Raw genomic sequence first — 22,168 nt, 5'->3', positions numbered from 1 at the left:
TACTACCTGAAACTAGAAACTTTTTTACGTTGACCTAACGCTATTCCTTCTTTTCATCCTTGCGCGCAAGCGGAATACCGTTCTCCTTGGCATACCATGCTTCATAATGATGCACAGCCACACCTGCAAAAGAAGAATGAGAGGTACCGAGATCAAACACCTTTGCCATCTCTTCATTCATATTGCTAACCGGTTTACGGAAAAAGGTCAGGTGATCACCCTCGTGTGTATCCGCGAGTTCCGCTCCAATCCAGACTTTCTTGCCGAGATCATCCGCTTCGTCCAGTTCTTCCTTGGACAGATCATACATCTGCTGCCCACTATCCCGGTAAGCCATAATGGCCACCGCATCAAAGTGGGAGATCACCCAGCGACTGAATGTACCTCCTTCAGCCGACTGACGGGCATCAAGCCAGAAAGGAATGGCAGCGCTCATGTACAGTCCGGCATCCTCGCCGGCTTTTGTCCAGGCCTTCATGTTGTTCTGCCACTCTGCAATGACGCTGCTCTCCTCGTTCTCCCAGCGCTTCAACTGATACGGCTCCACATCCAGTTGAATGCCTTCGAAGCGTTCATTCTTGGCCGAAGCTGCATTATATGCTCTTACTCGCTCGATAAAATCAAGTCCTTCATCCCGCTTCTCCTCATAGGCCCAGTCTGCATGACCGTTAAGTCCATGCACTTCAATCTCAGCCTGTCGGGCAGCCGCAATGAATTTGCGGTATGTTGCGTCAGGCAACTCATCCTGGATTTGCAGGAAGATGGTATCAACGCCCTGTTCTTTGGAGAAAGCAATAATCTCAGGTGTCTGCTCTGCAATAATGGACGCGTCCCACAGCCAGGTCGCTTTGTGTTCCTCTGCCGAGAACCATTTGAACATCCAGGACAGAAGCAGCAGGCACAACACCACAGCCAGAATAGCCCATTTCGCCATACCCACCAGCTTGCCCCGTTGCCTCATATATTTCCTCAGACGAGCAACGCTTCACTTGGTTCAAGCACAGGATGCTGTACCGAGTGACCAATTTTGTAGATATGCGGATGTGTGTACGAACGGAACGCATTACGTGTATCCAGAATCGGCACACCCATCTCGGCAATATCAAAGTAAGGCAAATCGCTGTGGTTGGTGATCAGCACGATGCAATCGTACTTCTTGAACTGCTCCAGATTGAACGCTTCACTGTGTACGGTCTCGCCATGTTTGTCCTGGAAGGAATCCGCATGTGGATCGTAGTAGCTAACGTTAGCTCCACTTTCCTTGAACAGTTCATATACTTCCAGTCCTGGTGATTCACGCAGGTCGGCAATATTCGGCTTGTACGACATGCCAAGGAGCAGAATATTGGATTTACGTACGGATTTAGCGTATTCGTTCAGAATTGTTGACGTTTTGTTCAATACATAATATGGCATGTTGTCATTGGTGGATTGCGCCAGCTCAATGAATTTGCTATAGAAACGGAAGCCTTTGGCCTTCCATGACAGGTACATCGGATCAAGCGGGATGCAGTGTCCACCGATGCCTGGGCCTGGATAGAATGGCATGAAACCAAATGGTTTCGTCGCCGCCGCGTCAATAACTTCCCAGATATCGATGCCCATACGGTCACACATCATCGCCATCTCATTCACAAAGGCAATGTTCACACTGCGGAATGTGTTCTCCAGCAGTTTGGACATCTCAGCCACTTTTGGTGAAGATACCGGTACTACGGTTTCTACATATTTTCCATATAGCGCTGTTCCGAGCTTCAAGCAAGCTTCAGTTGTGCCACCGATTACTTTCGGCGTATTAAATGTTGTGAAACGTCCGTTCGACGGGTCCACACGCTCAGGCGAGAAGCAGAGGAAATAGTCTTTACCTGCTTCTTGTCCGATCTTGTCCAGCTGCTGCTGGATCAGTTCTTCGGTTGTACCTGGATAAGTGGTGCTCTCCAGCGTAATCAGCATGCCTGGTTTCATGTGCAGTTTGATCTGATCCACAACGGTCTCGATGTAAGACGTATCCGGGTCCTGATTCTCACTAAGTGGTGTCGGTACGCAGATACTGAGTGCGTCGATAACTCGCAGCATACTGTAATCTGTCGTTGGCTGGAAACGGCCGCTTTGCATTACTTTTTTCAACTCATCAGACGAAATATCGTGAATATAGGAATCTCCTTGATAGATACTTTCTACTTTGGACGCATCCAGATCAATTCCGATTACCGTGAAACCTTGATTGACCATTTCCACGGCAAGTGGAAGTCCTACGTAACCGAGCCCGACAACGCCGAGTACAGCTTCTTTATTTTCAATCGCATTCAGTAATGTGTGGAATTGTTGATTCTCCATGATATTCCCTCCGGGCAGTGTATTTGGTGGTGCTTAAAATCCATATAAATAGATGAGTGTCTGTGCTCTAAATGTTGCTCTAATCTATCTGATTCATAGTGTAAAAAAAGCTCTTACTTTGCACTTCACACAATCAGTTGTTCCAAGCTGTCTTCTAATGCAGGCAGCGTCTGATTCGGGCATCCAGCTCTACAGGCGAGAACGGTTTAGTCATGTAATCATCGACTCCGCTGCGGAAACATTGACTAATCGTCTGCTCGACACGCTGTTCGGTCAACACGACAATTTTGGGTGGCTGCTCCATCTCCAGATTCTGAATATGATGGATGAACGGCAGACCATCGATGCCATACAGATTCAGTTCGGTGAGCACCAGGTCTGGTGTGACTTTCTCGATCAACTCCAGTGCAGCCAGTCCATCAACGGCTTCATAGGTTTCGTATCCCTGCATCTTCAACCGCAATTGCAGGAATTCGCGTACCGTCGGATCGTTGTCCACAATCAAAATTCGTTCCGGCTCGTCCGCCGTATTGTCCAGCGTGTAGATATGAATCTCCGACGAATCTACGAGCTTCGAGGACTCAGCCATATGCTGAATAGTTGCCTTCGAAGGGCGCTCCCCTTCCGGGAAACTGGCCAGTGTAATCTGTGGATCGGCACCGGGTACAGTCTCTTGCAACTCATGTTTGATCCGAAGTCCTTCATAATGAACTTCATCCAGTGACAAACCTGGCAGCAGGACGGCAATCGCTTGGGTAGCCCCATCCTTCCACACCTGGAAGGCAGACTCACTCGTTTGTTCCAGATGTGTCCTGACCTGCTGCTCAGGTTGAGAGTTTCCTGCACAATGGATGAACATTAAGCCGCATGTTTCGGCACCCGTTTCCTTCAATCCCTGTTCTACACTTCGGTACACATTAACGGCAGCCTCACGCTGCAATGTCGCCGTATTTGGCATGTTCTTTTCCACCCTTCTCCTCGATTATCTATAAGTCCAAAAAATATTATTTACACTGACACTCCGATGACAGAACAGCCTTTCGATCGCTGTTATCCCCAGATTTTTTGATTCCTTTATACAAGGGGAAATCCGGGGATAAGCGTATGCTTTCGATGCAGCTTTTTTTCAGAAAGCTTTTAGGTGCACGCTTCGCTTCTTCAGGCTTTTTCTGCCCTCTCCGTTATCGTGTAAATGTCTAGTTGGACATATAATTGCTTTGATTATTCTTTAATCAAGCGGCTTCGCTTGTTTTCTTCTCATCCTCGGACCAGCTTTGACGTGTCATGGTACCCCATGAGTTGTTGTTTTGCATGAACTGCACATGTCCCTGCAATCTCCACAGTACGCCGAGCTGGTGGTAACCCACGAATTTCAACGCGGAGTATACCAGCATTTTGACCAGATCGGAGAGTTTGTTATAACGTTTGAAAGCAATCTCCTCCAAGACAAGTGCGCCTACACTCAGCAGATAACCACTCACAAAGTTCAGCAGTCCGAACAGAACCAGAATCGGCCATTGCGTCATATCCAAAAGGACATATCCAGCGAGAGCCAGAAGTCCGGTAATCCGGAAATACGGGTTGAGCGCTTCAAAAAGGACGTTATATGGCATGGTCACCATACCCATAACCTTATATTTTGGATTGAACAACATGCCACGATTCTCGATCATGTTCTTCAGATTCCCGCGGCCCCAGCGCTTACGCTGACTGGACAAGATCCGGTAGGAATCCGGTGCCTGCGTCCAACATACGGCCTCAGGACAGAAGGCAATGCGGTACTTCAATTTGTTTTCCAGCATGTAACGGTGAAGTTTGATGATGATGTTCATGTCTTCCCCAGGATAACCATCCCGGTATCCACCCACGGCGATTACAGCGTCCTTACGGAACATGCCGAAGGCACCGGAGACAATGATTAGCCCGTTCATGTGACTCCAGCCAATCCGTCCGCCCAGGAAGGCTTTGAGATATTCAATCGACTGGAACATGGGCCAGATCTTGCGTGGCAGCGATACATCTTGCACTGCCCCGTTTTCAATTTTGCAGCCATTGGCGATCCGTACATCTCCACCGATGGCTACCGTCTCTTCCGGATTCTCCATATACATCCGTGCCATGCGGATCAGGGCATCCTTCTCCAGCAACGAATCAGCATCGATGGAAGAGATCAACGGATAATGGGACAGGTTGATCCCGGCATTGAGGGAATCGGCCTTACCGCCGTTTTCCTTATCAATGACATACAGATCCGGGAACTCGGGGTTATGGTAGATCCCACGAATTTTCTGACAGGCGATCTTGCCCCGAATCTTCGTATTGGGTACTGGCTTCAGACGATATTCTTCCAACAGGATATTCAGTGTCGCATCACTGGAGCCATCATTCACAACAATGACTTCATACGTTGGATAATTCAGCGTCATCAGGCAGTTCACATTTTCAATAATCGTCAGTTCCTCGTTGTATGCCGGTACCAGCAGAGAAACGGAAGGTACCAGTTCCGAGCCAGACAATGTATTGTATTTGGAATAATGCGACCGCCGGAAGATCGTCCAGATGTTACGGAACGATAAGGCCAGAATGGAAAAATAGAGCGTATTTACAAAAACAACATAGTAGATTGCGACCATGCCGTAGATTAATAGTAGATCCCTAAGCAGTGTAATCCCCTCCTACCGTAGCGACACCTGTGCGTTTCTTGCTGGTTCTGTTCTCTCGTACAGGGCCAAAATAGCGATCGTACAGCAGTCTTTTTTTGTTATGTGCAATCATCTGCTCTACAGCTCTGTCATCGGTTCTCGTGTGCTGCATGGTACTCTCAATCTGCTGCATCGCAATCTCGCGCTCAGCAACTGTACCTTGCACCGCAGCCTGACACAGCGCTTCGAATCCCGGTTCACCGAGCTTGCTCAGACTCTCCGCACTGTTATATCGAACTCTCCAGTCTTCATCCCGAAGCGCTTTGCGCAGCAGTGGAATGCTGCCAGATGCATGCTTGTAACCAAGCGCTTGTACCACTTCGGCGCGAACTTCCGGATCGGGGTCCTGGATCAGCTTCAGGATTGTCTCATCCCGGAGTGCCGGACTTGCGCTAAGATACAGCTTCACCGCCTCGGCACGTACATCCTGATGTTCTGCGCCTACCAGTCTGTCGAGTGCAGGCATCACTTCAGGTACAGCCTGTCCCCACATGGCAACCAGTCCGACTTTGACAAAATCAGGATTCCGGTCTTCCAGCAATTCAATTAGAATTCTGCTCGTATCCAGACTCGTTTCGAGCAGAATATCTGCTGCCAGATGGTGAATGGACTTACCTTTGGTTAACAGCAAAGCGAGCATGTCTTTCAGTTCACCTTGCCGAGTCGTACATCTGGAGATGGATCGACCAATCATAATGGCCATCGGGCCCGGTTTCTCATCCTTCAGTAATTCCATCAAACCCGGAACGGCTTCGGGACAACGCATGCCACCCAAGCGATAAGCTGCATCAATCTGGCGACCATAACGCAGACGGCCCAGTTCCTTCAGATCATGCTCTACGAATCCTGCTTCACGGCACAGTGCGATTAATTTGTCGCGATACTCACCCTTGAACTGGTCGATCCATTCAATCAGTCTGTCCTGAATGACTCTGCGTTCCAGCGGAGCCAGTTTGCCTGGTGGCAATCTGAGTGGACTATTCTCAGTCAAGGCTGTTTGCAGATAGGTGAAATAGTCACGCTGCTTCAATTCATAAAATGCCGTCTTACGTCGTTTGCCATTGTGGGACATTTTCATGGCAAACAATACGATGACGCCTACAACAACAAGTGCGATACAGATGTACAAAAACAGATAGGCCAAAGCCAAACTTGGAAACATGTGAAAAGGTCCTCCTTTATACTCATTTATTCGATCTAAAAACTAGGAATTTTTTCATAACTCTTCTTCATTTTTTCGTAGCTTAGCTTCAGGCGTTCACTATACTGCACCTGCTCCCAAGGCTGCCAGCTATATACCGGCAATGTCTTCAGATCCAGGGTCGTCTGTTCCCCCCCAGGCCAAGATACTTTCTTCGTGGCGCGGTCCGTTAACCACGGAATGAGGGTAACGCCTTCCACAGCAACTGTGGAGAACTCACGTCCATTCTTGAGCGGTCCATAGTCGATCGCTTGCAGCGAACTCGGATCACCGAACCCAAGCAGCATCCAGGGAATTCGCATCTCCACCTGATTGCCGTTATACTGCCATGACGTTAATGAATCCGTATCAGGCTGGCCGGGAGCCGTCGTTCCTCGCTTCAATGTTCCGACCTTTTCATTCATGAACGGTTGAGCAGATCGGGTATCCGGCGGTGTCATCCTCAGGCTGACTGCCAGATTCCATGGGTGGAACGGATTATCTGCGGAATCTGACTGCTGATCTGGCAGCATATCGTATCCTTCTTTGCCGTACAGACGCTGATTAAAGTCATAATCCTTGGCAATCTCCACCTGTGATTCTTCATCCTGCCCCAGTGTAATCACTGTCTCAAGACCATCACTGAGTGTCCGGCCCGGGAGTAACTTGTCAGGCTGACTGCCTCCAGCAAGTGTATCTGTGCCAATTCGCAGCACTGTCTTCTCCGGGTCAAACGGTTGATCCAAGGTCAGCCCAATATACAGATAGGCTTCATCATGAGTCATCTTCATTTCCTGAATGCCGTCCACTTGGCCCTGCCAGGTCGTGACCTCTTCAACCTTCAGATCATCCCAGTCATCCAGTGATCCGTCGATGGTCAACTGTTCCTGTTTACCCGGGTCCATGGCAAGCAGACCAAACATCTTCTCGTTTGTCAGTACGTTCAGCCAATATGCACGGCGATCAGCCGGGATTTCCAGTGGCATTGTGTTCCATGTTTTTTTGAACCATTCATCCTGCCACATGAACACAATCGCTCCCGAGTATCCTTCATCATAGATATCCTGCGTCAGTGACGCGTCAATATCTCCCTGCTCTACTTCGTTATGTCCACCCTGATTCCGTCCTCCCATACCCAGATGGGAAATACCAAGAGAAGAGGGTACGCCATACTCTGTAATCATTACAGGCATATCGGAAAACTCGGCTTTCAGCTTGCGCAGATAACTTTTGTACGTGTTGTACTCACCGTTCTCATCCTTGATGGTTTGGAGCGTTTTATCGATATGGAACAGATCCGGGTAATACGGGTACACATGGTAGGCTGCAAAATAACCTCCCTGCCACGCCTCCGGCTGAATATGTCGGGCATCCACACTGACGAGATCCTCTTCATACAGCGGCTCGCCGGGATGATCCAGCACATCGGTAGTTACCCAGTTGGTGAAAGTCATCGGATGCTCCCATCCATACTTCTTCTCCAGGACCGCTGTATGATCCAGCAGTTCTGCGAGCCAGTTCTCGAACGGTGACGCTTCTGGACTCGCCGAGAAATGAACTCCCTTGTACTGCGGCACGTCCGCATGTTTTGCGTTTGTGTTGTCTACCATCGCCGGGTCCCATTCCGTCCCCACATGCCAGGCCATCAGGTATTTTCCTGCATTCGTTTTGTATTTGCCGCTGGACTCTCCCTGCTTGGCAGGAATGTCCGCATCGCCATAGACAGCAGATACGGCCTTTTCAATCTCCTGCTTGAACGTCTGCTCAATATGGGCCGCGTAGGCATCCTGTTTCTCAATCAGCTCTTCTTCAGGTGACCATATGCCCTGTATAAAATATAACGGTTGCTCCCGGCCGCGGTTATATTCGACTAATGCGGAGTAGAAAATCGGTTCGTGAACCGTGTATACCCGGATTACATTGGCTCCCAGATCCTCGATCTGCTGGAACCACCGCAAGTAATCCTCTTTGGTCAGCGGGAATTCTCCCGGGTAATGCCCCGGTGAAGTTGCGCCCAGGTTGACACCTTTGACGAACATCTCCCTCCACGTTCCATCTGGCCCGTATTCCATGAACCGGTCTCCATCGGTCTTGAATTTCATCTCCGTGCCGTTCTCCGCTGTGTACGTAACGAGCTTGGGTTGCATATAGTGCCATCCGGCAAATATTCCACCGGTCACCACCACTGCTCCTGTCAACACCGTTAATAACCAGCGTCTTCGTCTTTGTCTGCTCATGTCTTTAGATTGCTCACCTCTCTAATATGCATCCTGCTTCAACATCGAATGGTCCAACATGAAGTTTACGAATCTTTCCGCTTCGGATGTCCGCTTGGTAGAGATGTCAGCGGTGTAGTTCTCACTATAGCGCTAAGACTCTGCATTTGTAACTAGGCTGATGGAAGCAAACATGAAATGGAACATTCTGCCCATAATTCGTAAAAAGCGCCATCAACTAGCACCCGAAAGCCTCCAGGATACGACTGATTCCCAAACGCTAATATTTGCTGGAATCGCATGGATTAAATGGCCTGCTGATCTTGCACTTCTGGAACCTTTATTGTTATGTGCAACGCGGGTACAGGCAACGTTTGCCGTTTGAACACATACCCCATTAAACGCGAGTCATATGTTAAAGTTGCGGACCTTTTTACAGTATTAACCATAAAGATTACAAAATTGATACTATAGTCCGATAACGCATCAGCGATATTCCGCGTCACATCAAGGTTTTCTGAAAAATGCAGAAAACCAAAAAAGGACGTCAGTCCCCCTCTATAGGACTGTACCCATTTATAAACCTTTTACAAAAACCTAAATGAACGCCCGGTCATCACCCAGAGGTCACAGATCTCTCACATTAAATGTAAAAAAGCACATCTTATTTCCTAATTTCTGCCTCTAATATGGCTAACCCATAATTGTGTCCAATTTGCAAAATAATTCCGGTTGCCGCATTTCGAATTGTCAGATATGCTTATAAAACAAGAACACTTGTTCCATACTGTAAATAAACTGTTAATTATCGATGTTCAAATGAAGATCATTGATGCTTAACAGATGAGCTTAGCATCACGGATAAGGAGAGAAGTCTTATGCCTCGCCAAGACAGACGTGTCATCATGCTGGCAGACTGCCAGTCATTCTATGCCAGTGTGGAGAAGTCTGCACATCCCGAATACAAGGACCGCCCCCTCGTAGTCGCGGGAGATCCGGCGCGCCGTTCGGGTATTATTCTTGCGGCCTGTCCACTCGCCAAGTCCTATGGAATTACGACAGCAGAACGACTGGGCGAAGCGCTCGCCAAATGTCCAGATGTTGTTGTTGTTCGCCCCCGGATGGCCGAGTACATTCGGGTATCCCTTCATATTACGCGTATCCTTCAGTCTTACACCGATCTGGTGGAACCCTATAGTATTGATGAACAGTTTCTCGATGTCACCGGAAGCCTGGATCTGTTCGGCAGTCCCGAGACGATTGCGCGCAGCATTCAATCGAGGGTGATGGATGAGACGGGTGTATACATTCGGATCGGCATCAGTGATACCAAAGTCGTTAGCAAGATGGCCTGCGATCTGTATGCCAAAAAAGTCCCCGGAGGCATCTGCACGTTGCCTCGCAAAGATCTGCCGTCCACCATCTGGCAGAAGCCTGTACGAGACATGTTCATGGTAGGTTCCCGCATGGCGCAGCATCTCTATAAAATGGGGGTCCATACGATTGGTGATCTGGCCCAGACCCCTCTGTCCCGACTGAGAGAACGTTGGGGTGTGAATGGCGAGGTACTGTGGCGTATCGCCCGTGGTATTGACGATTCCCCGGTCAAACCCGGGACCTATGCTCATCAGCAGCAGGGGATCGGACATCAAATGACGCTGCCCCGGGACTATGACTCCTGGGAAGATATCAAAGTGGTACTGCTTGAACTGGCGGAACTCGTCAGTCGACGTTCCCGTGACAAATCACTCATGGGCCATGTGGTCTCGGTTGGATGTCGCGGACAGGATTATGATCGGCCAACCGGTTTCTCCCGCCAGATGAAGGTGAATGAACCCACCAACATTACGGATGAAGTATACGATGCGGCAGCAGCTCTGTTCCTGCGCCATTGGGACGGATTACCCATCCGCCGCATCAGCGTGTCATTGACCGGACTTGTACCCGATTCCGAAGTGCAGCTGTCCTGGTTTGATGACCGCGAACGCAAAAGAGAACTGGAACGTGCCACGGATGATATCAAGCGCAGGTACGGAGATACTGCCATTATGCGGGCATCTTCCCTCTGCTCGTCCGCGCAAGCCCATGAGCGTTCTCATAAAATTGGAGGTCATTATAAATGAGTAAAAAATTGCAGCAAAACGGTATCTTCGAGTCCTCACGCATGATGCTCCCCGAACACCGGGAAGCTTACATTCTTCATCAGGAACAACTTGCTCCTCGTACCCGCCCATCTCTGGATGCCCAGGCCGCGGAAGAAATGTCCCGTTTGCTCAGCAACTCGATGATGCTTGGAGATAGGGTCATTATTACGTTGTTTCACGAACATGATGATATTCGTTACACGGGGCAAGTGCTTCGACTGGACCGTCCGGCTCGTACCCTCAGACTGCTGATGGAAGATGGGTCCCGGGATATTCAGATGAACCTCATTACAGATGTGGCCCTAGCCGATGACTGAAGGGAGATATACCCACCCCGTTGTTGCGGATGTTCCATGAAAGGTGCAGCATTGCCGTTGCCATGCAGGACTGTCTTCCTACACTTCCAGGTGAATACCAAAAGCAGCCGACGAGACATATCCAGACCATTCGCTTCGTTCTAAAGAAGCAAAATATCAGATATGTGATTCATCGGCTACATATAAGGGTAAAGCTTCTTTTTTCTGAAAAACTTCTTAGAAAAAGCTCCAGTCAAATTCCTTTGACAGACGCTCCAGCAGATGCACGCCGGCAATACTGTTGCCTTTGCGATTCAGAGCCGGGCCAACAAGACCTATGCCGAATTGTCCCGGTACAAGGGTCAGAATTCCACCGGATACTCCACTTTTAGCGGGCAATCCAACCTCGATGGCAAATTCGCCTGATGCATTATACATACCACAGGTGGTCATGAAGGTCTTGGCAATCTGAACATAGCGACGAGGGATGAGTTCTTCTCCCGTAATTGGATCTGTTCCATTATAGGCCAAAACGAGTGACATTCGAGACAGATCTGCACACGTCACTTCAATGGAGCAATGACGGAAATACACGGCAAGCACGTCTTCAACGTCATCCTTAATGACCCCGTTGTGCTTCAAAAAGTAGCCAAGTGAACGATTCATATGACCGCTCTCCGATTCGGACTGAAACACCTCTTCGTTATAGCCCAGCTGATCATTATTCGCCAGTTTACGGAAAAACTCCAGAATGCGGCGTGATTTCTCTTCCTTACAGTCTCCTCCAACAAGCGAGGACACCGTAATCGCACCCGCATTGATTAATGGATTAAACGGAATACCGGGTTCGACTAGTTCAAGCTTGATCATCGAATCATAATCGTCGCCTGTGGGTTCTTTTCCTACATTAAAGAAGACTGCTTCTTCACCATGGTCCATTAAGGCCAGAATAAGGGTAAATACTTTGGAGATACTTTGCATCGTAAATGGGACACCGCAATCCCCTGCCGACACATAGTTCCCATCGGCGTCCATGATATGTATACCAAGCTCATCCTGAGAGGCTTTGACAAGCTCCGGGATATAAGAAGCCACCTTACCCTGCCCGGTGTGCAGACGACTGGTCTCCAGCCACTCCGGCAGTAATGCATTCAGACGTTCCATGGTTGAATTGCTCATATGTCATCTCCTCCACATCTCTATATAAGCAAGCATCTTGCATGAAATGTACATGGGTGAACCCATGCACCATGATGATAATGAGCTCCAGCCATCTCATGCAAGATGCCCTGTATTATCTGATTACCCTCAGAATAGTACCTTTACCGCTTCATTTGAAGATTTAACTCCAAAATCTCACCGGGAAGACCATCGTAATCACCTGTCCAGGTGGATACAAAGTTCTGTCTGGTCAAGATCCGCCGGGAAGCAGCGTTACCCGGATCGATAACTGCATAGAGTGATCCAATCCCTGCGGCTTGTGCCTGAATAATCAACCGTGACGCAATGGATGTGCCTTGACCTTTGCCCCAATGTTCAGGCAGGATCATGTAACCTATCTCAGCCTTGGTCGGGTCCTCCTGATCCGGAATCAATTTGGCATACGCCACACCGGCACCATCTTCACTAAATACCCGGTAATGTCCGCAAGTGGAACGCACATTAAAATCCAGCATGGACTCAAATTGCGTTCTCGCCTCTTGCTCAGGTATTGCACGTTCTGTAATCTGTTTCATTACTTCCATATTGGAAACCAATGCATAATAATCATCAAAATCAGGTTGTGTGTATTTAATGAACTTCATGATGTGCCTCCTCTGGGGTACATAACTTATCTTGGTCTTGTTGAATTCACCTAGAGTATAACAGATGCGAATGATGGAATGCACACAAGGCACCACGCTTGCAGGCAGCCAGATGGTCCGATAGGCCAACAGTCCGGCAAATCTGACAACTGTAGATACCAAAAAGCGGCCTCATCTGGAGACCGCTTTGTTTACTTTTTTTTTTAATTTGCTTTTTAAGATGAAGAAATATTCTCTGTTCCGTACTTCCAGTGTATGTTGTTAGCTTGCCCGTGATGAAGGGTTAAGGTTCATCTGTTTTTCACGTTGACGAGCACGACGACCTTCACCTGGAGGGGTGATGATCAGTGCGAGCAACAACGAGACAGCGCAGAGTACAGCAATCACAATGAAGGTCAGATGGAATCCGCCCAGCAGGGCGCTGATGAATGATCCAGCCAAAGCACCAAATCCAAATCCCTGATAGATGACGCCATAGTTTTTGCTCTGATTTTTCAGTCCGAAGTAATCGGCCACAATCGCCGGGAATACCGTAATGTTACCGCCAAAGCAGAATGCAACGGCCGCCACACAGGCGAAGAAGATCCCGAAGGTCAGTGGAACCAGACTAAGTGTCATGACAGCTACGGCTGTAACTAGCAGCGCACCAGCGATGACCTTCATTCGTCCTACTTTATCCGACAGCGCACCGAGAATAATACGTCCTGCCGTGTTAAAGATTGCAACCATGGCCACTGCGTTTGCAGCGGTAGCTACATCAAGTCCAGCGAGTTGTACACCGATATCTTTGACAATACCGATCAGATACAGGCCACTCATACACGCCGTGAAGAAAATAACAAACAGCATGTACGCTTCTTTTGTACGCAGCATCTCTTTCACCGTGTAATCATGACGTGCTACGACTTGTTTGGATCCTTCCTTGCTTGCCGGAGCCTGTTCCCGAACAACCGCTTCGCGGATCAGGAATGATCCCGCAACGACCAGAACCAGAACAATAATGCCCCAATACATAAATGCCTGAGCAGGACCAACAGCACCAATCAATGCTGTGTTCACATATTTGAACAATAAACTACCAGTACCAAAGGCTCCGACCGAGATCCCCGAGATAAGACCTTTACGCTCCGGGAACCATTTGATCAGATTAGACAGCGACGTAATGTACGCCGTACCATCTGCAAAACCAACGACAAATCCAGCCAAAATGTACAGCAGTGTTAGCGAAGTGACTTGGGAACTCAGAATAAGACCCAGTCCAAGCACAACCCCGGCTACACGGATCAGGCGCTGGAGACCCCAACGTTCCTGCAACCGGCCTGCAAACAATGTGGCAAATGCCAAAGCAAAACTGGTAATTGAAAAAGTTATCGCGACCGAGCTGACGTCCCATCCGAAACGATCAGACAACGGTTGATTAAATAAACTCCAAGTATAGATGGTTCCAAGACCCATTTGTACAATGATGGTCCCCAATACAATAAGCCAGCGGTTCATTTTTGTAGGTGCAGATGTTGATTCAGGTGTTGATGAAACGGATGAAATTATTGCTTTCATCGTGATCTCCCCTTTGCCGATGTCATATACATGAATGCGTTCACAAGCTAATCATACATGAAAGGGGATTCATCACACCGTTTTGAGCATGAGTTGCATCAGATGCGGAATGAAATGCTTCTAGATGCGCATGAGTTGCCTGAATTCTTTGACCTTCCCACGACTCACGGGCACTTCAGCTTCCAAATCGCGTAGACGGAGCAGATACGTATTGTTGAACCAAGGTACAATCTCACGGATTTGCGACAGATTTACGACATACGAACGGTGGCAGCGAAAGAACGTATCCTGTGGCAGACGGCTGTGAAAATCCGATATGCTCACTGGCATGGTGAACTCCCCATTTTTGGTATATACCTTCGTCACTTTCTCTTGTGCTTCCGCATAGTAGATATCTGCCGTATCCGTAACAATAATATTGTCATTCCGCAGCAAATTAATTCTTCTGTCTGTATGGGAATTCGTATCTCGTTCTCGTACCAGTTCACCATGCGCAGCAGATCCGTCCGCCGTAGGGGCTGGTCCATCCTCAACATGTTGCTCCACCGGCGCATGATCACGTTTGAATGCGAGCTCCAGCTTATGGAGCATTGCAGCAATTCGTTTCTCGTCATACGGTTTCAGAATATAATCAAACGCCTCCAACTCAAAGGCTTCCGCTGCATGTTCCTTATACGCCGTAGTAAATACAATATAAGGTTTCGTTGCAAATTTCCCAATATGATGGGCCAGCATCATACCGTCCAGCGAGGGAATATTGATATCAAGGAAAATGACATCTACTTCTTGTTCCTGTAAAAATTTCAGTACATCCAGCCCGTCTTCAAGGCGGTCCACCACTTCAATCTGACTATGTTCCTGGATTAAATAATTCAATTCCTCACTCGCCAGAATCTCGTCTTCCACAATAAGAGCTCTCATTGATCCATCATCACCTTGTTACGACATCTCCTTTGGGCACATCAAATAAAATATCCGTTCCTTGTTCCAGCCTTGTAATGGTTACACCTTGTCCGTAGATAAGCTTGACCCGGCGATGCACATTATATAGCCCGATCTGGTTACCAGGCATACGGTCGTGGTAGACCCGTTCAATAATATCTGCACTGATGCCTGCACCTGTATCACTGACACTGATTCGCACAAACTCCGGATAATCCTGTACCCGAATTCGAACAGTCCCGGGTCCTTTGACCTTGAGAATGCCATGAATAATTGCATTTTCGACGAGCGGCTGGATAACAAGACTCGGAATATGCACCGCGACTTCATCAATGTCATAGATCACGTTAAGTCGGCTGCCAAAGCGAGCTTTCTCAATCTCTACATAATTACGGACCTGCTCCAGTTCCTTATGAATATCAATTAACTCATCCGACAGCTCCAGATTGTAACGCATGTACCCGGATAGATTCACAATCAGCTCCCGAGCACGATCCGGTTTGGTTCGGATGGACGATGCAATCGCATTTAGCGCATTAAACAAAAAATGAGGATGAATGGTTGTCTGTAATGCACGCAGCTCTGCTTTGTTGGCAGCAGCCTTGATCTCTTCTACCCGCGATACCTCCATCTGGGTCGAGATGATCTGCGATAGACCTACAGCCATCGTTTGTAATGGATACGTAATTTTGTACGCTTTGCGATAATAAATTTTCAGCGCACCTGTAATGTCTCCTCGTTCTTTGAGCGGAATGATTAACAGCGAGTGGATATCGGGTGTTTTTTCATCAATCACATCATTACTGATCGTAATCTCCCCGCTGGATATCGTCTTCTTGGTCATCTCACTTATAATTTCATTACCGATATGATAGCGTTCCTCGCCAAATCCTACATACGCCAGTACATTCCGGGTATCCGTAATTGCAACCGCATCAGCCTGAATATCCTCCTGAATAATCCGGCAGATTTTGCGTAGAGAATCCTCATCAATCGAACGGAAATAAGGCAAGGTTTTGTTTGCAATCTCCAGTGCCAGCTTCGCCTGACGAGCTGCAATCATTTCCTTTTCCCCTTCAACACTCTGCACCAAGAGCACAATTAGCCCAATGTTGACTTCTCCCAGAATCATAGGCAACGCAATCTTCGAAACAATATCGGCACCCAGTGGATCGGGATAGGAAAATAGCAGGATTAATAACATCGTGAGCGCTTCACAGATCATTCCAGCACCAATACCGATGATCCACCGCTTGGGCTTGGGCGTGTACTTATGTATATATCCGGAGACCAGACCCGCCAGGATACTTGTGATCAGACACGGTATAGCTGTGACTCCATCCATATCAATCAAATACCGATGTACCCCTGAAACAATCCCCGTAATAATACCCACAGGCGCTCCGAACAAAATACCACCCGATAACACGGCGATGATCCGTACATTCACCAGTGAACCTTCAACATTAATGCCCGTATATGTCCCGAAAATGGCAAAAGCACAGAATAACAAGGTAACCGCAATAGACTCCTGCCACCTTAATTTCCCCTTTTGCAGAATCTGCCTAAACCTTGGCACCCTCGACAGAAAGAATAAAAATATAATCAACAGCGCCGCCCGTTCAAATAAACCTAGCAGCATCGTAAACATTTCCAATCCTACTTCCTCCACATCTGTCTGAAATAAAATGCATATCGACACAGCCACGCCTTATGGATTAATATCCAGGACATTAATCCATAAGGCTCGTATGCAACAGTTTACCGCTCCCCCCGGAGGAAAGCAAAGTCCATCCTGTGAAAATACATCAACTATATTGCACCAAGCACACCATAGTTCGTCCCTTAACTTCTATGGAAATGTCCGACTCCAGAAAAACCTATGTTATAATCAGTTGTCATTTTATTCCAATTATTCCCGATCGCTCATCGGCGATTGTCCTGCAAATAATCTTAAACATCTCAACTCTGACACTCATCGTTCAAGTCTACAACCTTAAAGGAAACCCATATACTTTATTTTAATATTCGTATTTATCGCTTCATTAATAGCCACTCGTTCTTTTATCGGTACGAACAAAAACAGATAATAATAAAAACAATAGGCCATGGCAGGCTCTATACGATCTGAAACTAATCCAAAAAGGCCAACCAGACGTACCTGGTTGACCTCAAGTCCAAAATTCATGAAAAATTTCGCCTGATAAAATAACTTGGTGTGCAGCTCCAAGCATGGCAATAACTGTTGACCAAATTGCTGCCATAAGGAGAATACGTTTTGTCGTCCGGGTCGTAGAGCTCCCAGAAAGTGTCCGCCCCATCCTTCAGCATACCGCCCCAATACCTTCGGATCTGTTCCATTGCCTGCTCCTCTTGCCCGCACATAATCAATGCATCAACATAATGATGAACCATGTACGGCGTGGTCATGCCAATAGCTTCTTCGTTACTCATTAACCGATCAAGTAATTGCCGGGCCGCTGGAGCATCCATGATCTCAGCCAGTACCATCCATACTTGCGATGCCCAGGATACCTGTCTTTTTTCACCACTGACGAAAAAGCCCTGTTCACCATCCCACAGATATGTGAGAGCTGCTTGCTCAGCGTCTTTGATGTGTGCGTTAATCCATTCCTCATACTCCGGCAGCCCTAGTTCTTTGGCAATCGACCTTCCCCTTTTCATACTATAGATGAGAACTGCCTGAGCACCCGCCTGTTTATTTAATTCTTCATGCCAGTCCAGAAAACAATACCATGTATCGTCATCCCTTACGATGCCCCGCTCATCAAGTCGTTTAAGCCCAATCTCAATCTGTTCTCTAGCCACCGGCCAAAGTTCTTCCAACGTTTCCCTGTCCTTGGTAGCTTCAAAATAGTCCCATAATGTCGCAATAAAGAACAACGCATAGTCATATAGGTAAATGTCGTCCACGTACGGTTCTGGTTGTTCGTACAAACAGGCTCCTACCTGGCCGCCTTCCAGTCTCGTTCCGGCAAAGAGATACAAACAGCGCTTGACGAGATCATTACAGCCGAATGTTTCATAATTGACGAGGGCCTGAAGGCGAAGATCTCCGATCCATAAACGTCGATCGCGCTTCGGTCCATCTTCGAATACCGTCTGCATGCAATCCCGGAGTGTCTTCACGGACACGCGATCTATTTCCAGCAGCTCCTTGTCGATACCTTCAGGCAATTGAGGTACTGCTCCTATGTCTGCTGAAGTCACCGTCAAGCAATATATATCGTTAATTCGAATATCGTAACGGATCGACGTTTCTACCACCTCGATTTTCAGATACCGAAAGGCATATCGACGGTTCAGTGTTAGCGTGCCAGGTAACACATTCATATTCACGATCTCGTCCTGAAGCCATGAACGGCTAAGCCAGCCCGAATATTCTGCAAAATTCTCACCGACCTCACAGGGCATTTCTCCAAATGTGAGCTTCAACCTGAGAGGTGCATCTGCATTGCTGCGTTCGTTAAGAAGCGACAAGGTCAGATAACCGACGAGATGCTCCCCGAAATCCAGCGTAACACTGTCTCCCTTGCACAACACTTGATCAGATAGTTGTTCTGCTAAGCCGAGTGGTTCGATACGCCACCCCTGAAAAGCCGACGCATCCGGAACTGCGCTCACGATATGTTCCGGATAGACCTTTTGCTGGTGAAGCTCCGGCATTAGACGCTGTGCTTTTTCCAGCCAGGCATTGTTTATCACTTTTTCATTCATTGCAGTGTCCTCCTTAACCTTTGACCGCCCCAACGGTCATACCACCGATAAAATATTTTTGCAGGAACAAGAACGCCAGCAGCAACGGTAGTGCGCACAGAAAGCACGCTGCAAACAGGACATTCCACTGCGTGGGATTTTGCTGATCGCCCAAAAATCCAAGCATGGCCAGTGGTAACGGTGAATCTCCTGCGCTGGAAATAAAGATCATATTGAAGAAATAATCGTTCCAGATCCAGACACCTTGTGTAATAATGACCGAAACCGTTACCGGAATGAGTAAGGGGAACACGACGGTCCAGAACCGTTGGAATAATCCCGCCCCGTCGATGTGCGCCGCTTCTTCTACCTCCTCAGGCACACCGCTTCGAATGAAGCCCGTGTACAGGAAAGTTGAAAACGGCAAACTGCACGTAATGAACATGAAAATAGGCGTATATTGATTTGTTGGAATATGCAGTGCATTGATCATTTGCACGATCGGTATCAATACCATTTGCGCAGGTACCACGAGTCCGGACAAAAAAAACAAATACATGAACTTGCTTAGCTTTGTTTTCAAACGGGCCATCGGGTAGGCCGCCATCGCCGCAAACAGGACAACGAACACGACTGATACGCCGGTTAACACCACGCTGTTCCATAGCGCTTCCGGAAAGTGCATGCGGTCGAAGGCAGCCTTGTAACTTGCAAAGGACATCTCCCGGAACAGGACCAGCGGATTTGTGTTGTTGCTTGGATCTCGGAGTGATGTCGAAAAGGCAATAATTAACGGAATCAGGTTTAACGCCATCACCAACAACACAACGACCTGAACGGACCCTTTCCCCAAAACTTTACGAAGCGTCATGCCGACACCTCCCGTTTGTTCATTTTCAGGACAAAAACAGCGGTAATGACGATAATCACGGCAAAGGAAATAACGCCAAGAGCCGAAGCTTTACCAAAGAGTTGTTCGGTAAATGCCATCTTGTAGATGGTATAAATCAGTGTGTTGGTAGCCGTGCCGGGACCGCCATTCGTCATGATAAACGGGAAGTCGAACGCTTTGAGTCCATTGATCAGACTTAACGTCACGTTAATTGTAATCGCTGTTGCCAGTAATGGAATCTTCACATGTCGCAGCAATCTCCATGAGCCGCAGCCATCAATCCGTCCTGCTTCCAAAAGGTCGCTTGGAACAGTCTGTAGTCCTGCAAGGAAGATAATCATTGTCGTTCCGATCGTCTTCCAGATCTCCACGAAGATAATAGAATACAGTGCGGTCGAGTAGTCACCCAGGAAATTCAGTTCATTTGCGATACCCAGTTTATCGAGAAAGGAAGAAATCAGCCCGTAATCCGGCATATAGACGTAACTCCACAAAAAGCCGACGACAATCGCACTGAACAAAGTGGGAATATACGCCAGGGAACGGTAAATCCCGGTTCCTCTTATTTTCATGTTTAACAGTAATGCCATTGCCAAACCGATGATATTGCCAGCTATGACGGTGACGAATGTATAGATCAGTGTATTTTTTAAAGAAATGCCTAGGATGTCGCTCCGGAACAATTCCTTATAGTTGTCGAAACCGATATAGTTATAGGCTTGGGCGTACCCGTTATAGTCCGTTATACTGTACTGGAACAACCGCAGGATCGGGAAGATCCAGAAGGTCAGGTAGAAGATCAATGCCGGCAAAGCAAACCAGTACATGGACTTTTTCATTACAGTAGAGCTCATCCTGCTCCATCCTTTCCAAGAGGGCCTGCGGCAAGGGAGAAGGACAATCATTCTCCCCTTTACAGCAGACAGCATCGTTTTGTTCTAGTTTTTCCACAGCTCTCTAAACTTGGTTTCCATGGCGTTTGCCACATCTTCTGGTGTTGTTTTCTGTCCAGCAATAATCTCGGCAAACTTTGCTTGCATGACGTCCGATACTCCTGCTGGCCACATCTGGTTGCTGAAGTAGATGGAATTTCCAGTTTGTTGATAATTGTCATTCACTTCCTTGAACAATTCATTTTCAAGTTCTACGTCCTTATAGACGCTGATGGAACTGTTGGCTTCCACAAATGCTTTGAACAGATCGGATTCACCATCAAACAGGTAGTTCAGTACTTCCTTGGCTGCATCCAGGTTTGCCGATTTGGCGTTCAAAGCGTATCCGGCAGATGTTGCAGCAGATACAAACACCGGCTGTTCCGGCTCGTTACCTGGCAATGAAGCGAATCCGCGAGTAAAATCGGTAGCGCCTTTGGACGTCATGGAGGCATAATCCCATGTTCCCGTAAAGGTCATGGCTGCTTTCCCGTCGATAAACAACTGTGCAGATTGGGCACTGCCAATACCAAGCGAGTTTTTGACAACGTAGTTGTTATCATAGAGCTCTTTGTATTTCGATATCGTTTGAACCCACTTTGGATCAGTCAGCGATTTTTCGCCGTTCTGCAGTTTGACATCAAAATCCAGCTCATTCGGATACACGACATTGGCCGCAATCGGATACATACCGAATTGGATCATCCAAGGGTCCTTGTCACCCATCGCAATTGGTGTTACGCCCGCTGCCTGCAACTTTTGGCATAAGTCCAGAAACGAAGGCCAATCCTTCGGAAACTCGGAATATCCCGCTTGTTGTAACAACTCCTTATTGTAGTAAACGCCCAAGAAGTCCAACCCTTCGGCCACCCCGTAAGGTTTACCCTCATAGGACATATCTTCCTTCGCTCCTTGGCTGATGTTGTCCCAGAACTTCAGATCTGACAGATCTGCAGCGAAACCAGCCTTTGCAAAATCAATGACACCGCCAGCCGCATTCTTCGGGAAAATCCAGAAAATGTCCGGTCCCTGTCCAGCCGCAAGCTTGGTTCGAACAGATGTATTGTATTGATCATCAGGCAACTTTTGTACTTCCAAGTTAATGTTCGGGAACTTCTCTTTGACTAGACGCGGCAAGGTCTCCAGCTCGAAATCCTCTCCCTCGGATGCTTTGTTTCCCGAAAGCATCATCGTCAGCGTAATTGGCTTCTCTGACTCATCTGCACTCCCGTTATTCGTATCCGTACCGCTCCCCTCCTCGCTACTGGAGCTGCATGCGCTCAGAAACATCATGAGCAGTACCAAAGTTAGGGACCACAGTCGTTTTCTTTTTTTCATCTTGTCATTCCCCCAATTCATGTTTATTCTTGCTTTGTGCACATTCTCATCATACGGTGGGCAAAAGTGCATTTGCTTTGGCTCGTATGGTGCACTATTTTTAGAATTGA

19 protein-coding genes are annotated in these 22,168 nt (G+C 47.8%); 3 read left to right on the top strand and 16 right to left on the bottom strand.

The features are described 5' to 3' along the window. Nucleotides 1-40: 40 nt before the first annotated feature. From AC1DE7_RS20545 to AC1DE7_RS20520, 6 genes are all read right to left on the bottom strand, one after another. A complete protein-coding gene (locus AC1DE7_RS20545; protein ID WP_405141602.1) occupies nt 41-961 on the bottom strand; it encodes a hypothetical protein in 921 nt (306 codons plus the stop codon). Between the two features lie 8 nt (nt 962-969). Further along, nucleotides 970-2,337, bottom strand: coding sequence for a nucleotide sugar dehydrogenase (locus tag AC1DE7_RS20540; RefSeq protein WP_036674926.1), 1,368 nt, complete (start codon nt 2,335-2,337; stop codon nt 970-972). Nucleotides 2,338-2,491: 154 nt separating this feature from the next. Further along, nucleotides 2,492-3,295 carry a response regulator transcription factor gene (locus AC1DE7_RS20535; RefSeq protein WP_036674925.1) on the bottom strand — a complete coding sequence of 268 codons (804 nt, stop codon included), beginning with the start codon at nt 3,293-3,295 and terminating at the stop codon, nt 2,492-2,494. A 274-nt stretch (nt 3,296-3,569) separates the two neighbouring features. Next, nucleotides 3,570-4,970 (bottom strand): glycosyltransferase family 2 protein, encoded by a 1,401-nt coding sequence (locus AC1DE7_RS20530; RefSeq protein ID WP_174806433.1) that lies wholly within the window; start codon nt 4,968-4,970, stop codon nt 3,570-3,572. 22 nt (nt 4,971-4,992) lie between these two features. Then, nucleotides 4,993-6,201: a HEAT repeat domain-containing protein gene (locus tag AC1DE7_RS20525; protein WP_036614555.1), complete on the bottom strand. Its 1,209-nt coding sequence runs from the start codon at nt 6,199-6,201 to the stop codon at nt 4,993-4,995. A gap of 35 nt (nt 6,202-6,236) precedes the next feature. Next, entirely contained in the window at nt 6,237-8,456 is a 2,220-nt protein-coding gene (locus AC1DE7_RS20520) for a hypothetical protein (RefSeq protein WP_477535067.1), read from the bottom strand. Nucleotides 8,457-8,628: 172 nt separating this feature from the next. On the opposite strand from AC1DE7_RS20520, the gene AC1DE7_RS20515 reads away from it, so the two are divergent. The 3 genes from AC1DE7_RS20515 (at nt 8,629) to AC1DE7_RS20505 (ending at nt 10,896) form a co-directional block, all read left to right on the top strand. Beyond that, on the top strand, nt 8,629-8,820 hold the full coding sequence (locus AC1DE7_RS20515; protein WP_076250913.1) for a hypothetical protein: 192 nt from the start codon (nt 8,629-8,631) through the stop codon (nt 8,818-8,820). A 493-nt stretch (nt 8,821-9,313) separates the two neighbouring features. After that, nucleotides 9,314-10,558, top strand: a complete 1,245-nt coding sequence (locus AC1DE7_RS20510) for a DNA polymerase IV (protein ID WP_036614560.1) — start codon at nt 9,314-9,316, stop codon at nt 10,556-10,558. Beyond that, nucleotides 10,555-10,896, top strand: a complete 342-nt coding sequence (locus tag AC1DE7_RS20505) for a YolD-like family protein (RefSeq protein WP_036614562.1) — start codon at nt 10,555-10,557, stop codon at nt 10,894-10,896. Before AC1DE7_RS20510 ends, AC1DE7_RS20505 begins: the two co-directional genes overlap by 4 nt. 216 nt (nt 10,897-11,112) lie before the next feature. Here the strand turns inward: AC1DE7_RS20505 and glsA are convergent, their stop codons facing one another. The 10 genes from glsA to AC1DE7_RS20455 form a co-directional block, all read right to left on the bottom strand. Then, complete coding sequence (gene glsA / locus AC1DE7_RS20500) at nt 11,113-12,054, bottom strand: glutaminase A (RefSeq protein WP_076250906.1); 942 nt, start codon at nt 12,052-12,054, stop codon at nt 11,113-11,115. Nucleotides 12,055-12,197: 143 nt separating this feature from the next. Then, nucleotides 12,198-12,680, bottom strand: coding sequence for a GNAT family N-acetyltransferase (locus AC1DE7_RS20495; RefSeq protein WP_477535066.1), 483 nt, complete (start codon nt 12,678-12,680; stop codon nt 12,198-12,200). A gap of 261 nt (nt 12,681-12,941) precedes the next feature. Then, nucleotides 12,942-14,177 (bottom strand): L-lactate MFS transporter, encoded by a 1,236-nt coding sequence (locus AC1DE7_RS20490; protein ID WP_036675050.1) that lies wholly within the window; start codon nt 14,175-14,177, stop codon nt 12,942-12,944. Nucleotides 14,178-14,357: 180 nt separating this feature from the next. Then, nucleotides 14,358-15,158: a LytR/AlgR family response regulator transcription factor gene (locus AC1DE7_RS20485; RefSeq protein ID WP_047843671.1), complete on the bottom strand. Its 801-nt coding sequence runs from the start codon at nt 15,156-15,158 to the stop codon at nt 14,358-14,360. Nucleotides 15,159-15,168: 10 nt separating this feature from the next. Beyond that, on the bottom strand, nt 15,169-16,821 hold the full coding sequence (locus tag AC1DE7_RS20480; protein ID WP_036614944.1) for a sensor histidine kinase: 1,653 nt from the start codon (nt 16,819-16,821) through the stop codon (nt 15,169-15,171). A 354-nt stretch (nt 16,822-17,175) separates the two neighbouring features. Continuing rightward, a complete protein-coding gene (locus AC1DE7_RS20475; RefSeq protein ID WP_477535065.1) occupies nt 17,176-17,367 on the bottom strand; it encodes a hypothetical protein in 192 nt (63 codons plus the stop codon). Next, nucleotides 17,364-18,917 carry an alpha-L-rhamnosidase-related protein gene (locus AC1DE7_RS20470; RefSeq protein ID WP_477535064.1) on the bottom strand — a complete coding sequence of 518 codons (1,554 nt, stop codon included), beginning with the start codon at nt 18,915-18,917 and terminating at the stop codon, nt 17,364-17,366. Before AC1DE7_RS20470 ends, AC1DE7_RS20475 begins: the two co-directional genes overlap by 4 nt. A gap of 13 nt (nt 18,918-18,930) precedes the next feature. Then, nucleotides 18,931-19,767: a carbohydrate ABC transporter permease gene (locus tag AC1DE7_RS20465; RefSeq protein ID WP_127545475.1), complete on the bottom strand. Its 837-nt coding sequence runs from the start codon at nt 19,765-19,767 to the stop codon at nt 18,931-18,933. After that, nucleotides 19,764-20,642, bottom strand: coding sequence for a carbohydrate ABC transporter permease (locus AC1DE7_RS20460; RefSeq protein WP_036614579.1), 879 nt, complete (start codon nt 20,640-20,642; stop codon nt 19,764-19,766). Before AC1DE7_RS20460 ends, AC1DE7_RS20465 begins: the two co-directional genes overlap by 4 nt. Before the next feature lie 84 nt (nt 20,643-20,726). Next, nucleotides 20,727-22,058, bottom strand: a complete 1,332-nt coding sequence (locus AC1DE7_RS20455; protein WP_127545472.1) for an ABC transporter substrate-binding protein — start codon at nt 22,056-22,058, stop codon at nt 20,727-20,729. Nucleotides 22,059-22,168 lie beyond the last annotated feature (110 nt).

This window comes from Paenibacillus sp. 10L310, assembly GCF_056395745.1.
The sequence above is the reverse complement of the archived record's forward strand: the minus strand, read 5'-3'. Positions and strand labels throughout refer to the sequence as shown.

Bases quoted from the DNA above. Each gene is read 5' to 3' on its own strand.
- AC1DE7_RS20490 (WP_036675050.1), bottom strand. From the start codon at position 14,177: ATGAACCGCTGGCTTATTGTATTGGGGACCATCATTGTACAAATGGGT.
- AC1DE7_RS20510 (WP_036614560.1), top strand. From the start codon at position 9,314: ATGCCTCGCCAAGACAGACGTGTCATCATGCTGGCAGACTGCCAGTCA.
- AC1DE7_RS20455 (WP_127545472.1), bottom strand. From the start codon at position 22,058: ATGAAAAAAAGAAAACGACTGTGGTCCCTAACTTTGGTACTGCTCATG.
- AC1DE7_RS20530 (WP_174806433.1), bottom strand. From the start codon at position 4,970: ATGGTCGCAATCTACTATGTTGTTTTTGTAAATACGCTCTATTTTTCC.
- glsA (WP_076250906.1), bottom strand. From the start codon at position 12,054: ATGAGCAATTCAACCATGGAACGTCTGAATGCATTACTGCCGGAGTGG.
- AC1DE7_RS20525 (WP_036614555.1), bottom strand. From the start codon at position 6,201: ATGTTTCCAAGTTTGGCTTTGGCCTATCTGTTTTTGTACATCTGTATC.
- AC1DE7_RS20540 (WP_036674926.1), bottom strand. From the start codon at position 2,337: ATGGAGAATCAACAATTCCACACATTACTGAATGCGATTGAAAATAAA.
- AC1DE7_RS20545 (WP_405141602.1), bottom strand. From the start codon at position 961: ATGAGGCAACGGGGCAAGCTGGTGGGTATGGCGAAATGGGCTATTCTG.
- AC1DE7_RS20465 (WP_127545475.1), bottom strand. From the start codon at position 19,767: ATGACGCTTCGTAAAGTTTTGGGGAAAGGGTCCGTTCAGGTCGTTGTG.
- AC1DE7_RS20520 (WP_477535067.1), bottom strand. From the start codon at position 8,456: ATGAGCAGACAAAGACGAAGACGCTGGTTATTAACGGTGTTGACAGGA.
- AC1DE7_RS20470 (WP_477535064.1), bottom strand. From the start codon at position 18,917: ATGAATGAAAAAGTGATAAACAATGCCTGGCTGGAAAAAGCACAGCGT.
- AC1DE7_RS20460 (WP_036614579.1), bottom strand. From the start codon at position 20,642: ATGAGCTCTACTGTAATGAAAAAGTCCATGTACTGGTTTGCTTTGCCG.
- AC1DE7_RS20535 (WP_036674925.1), bottom strand. From the start codon at position 3,295: ATGCCAAATACGGCGACATTGCAGCGTGAGGCTGCCGTTAATGTGTAC.
- AC1DE7_RS20485 (WP_047843671.1), bottom strand. From the start codon at position 15,158: ATGAGAGCTCTTATTGTGGAAGACGAGATTCTGGCGAGTGAGGAATTG.
- AC1DE7_RS20495 (WP_477535066.1), bottom strand. From the start codon at position 12,680: ATGAAGTTCATTAAATACACACAACCTGATTTTGATGATTATTATGCA.
- AC1DE7_RS20515 (WP_076250913.1), top strand. From the start codon at position 8,629: ATGAAATGGAACATTCTGCCCATAATTCGTAAAAAGCGCCATCAACTA.
- AC1DE7_RS20480 (WP_036614944.1), bottom strand. From the start codon at position 16,821: ATGCTGCTAGGTTTATTTGAACGGGCGGCGCTGTTGATTATATTTTTA.
- AC1DE7_RS20475 (WP_477535065.1), bottom strand. From the start codon at position 17,367: ATGAATTTTGGACTTGAGGTCAACCAGGTACGTCTGGTTGGCCTTTTT.
- AC1DE7_RS20505 (WP_036614562.1), top strand. From the start codon at position 10,555: ATGAGTAAAAAATTGCAGCAAAACGGTATCTTCGAGTCCTCACGCATG.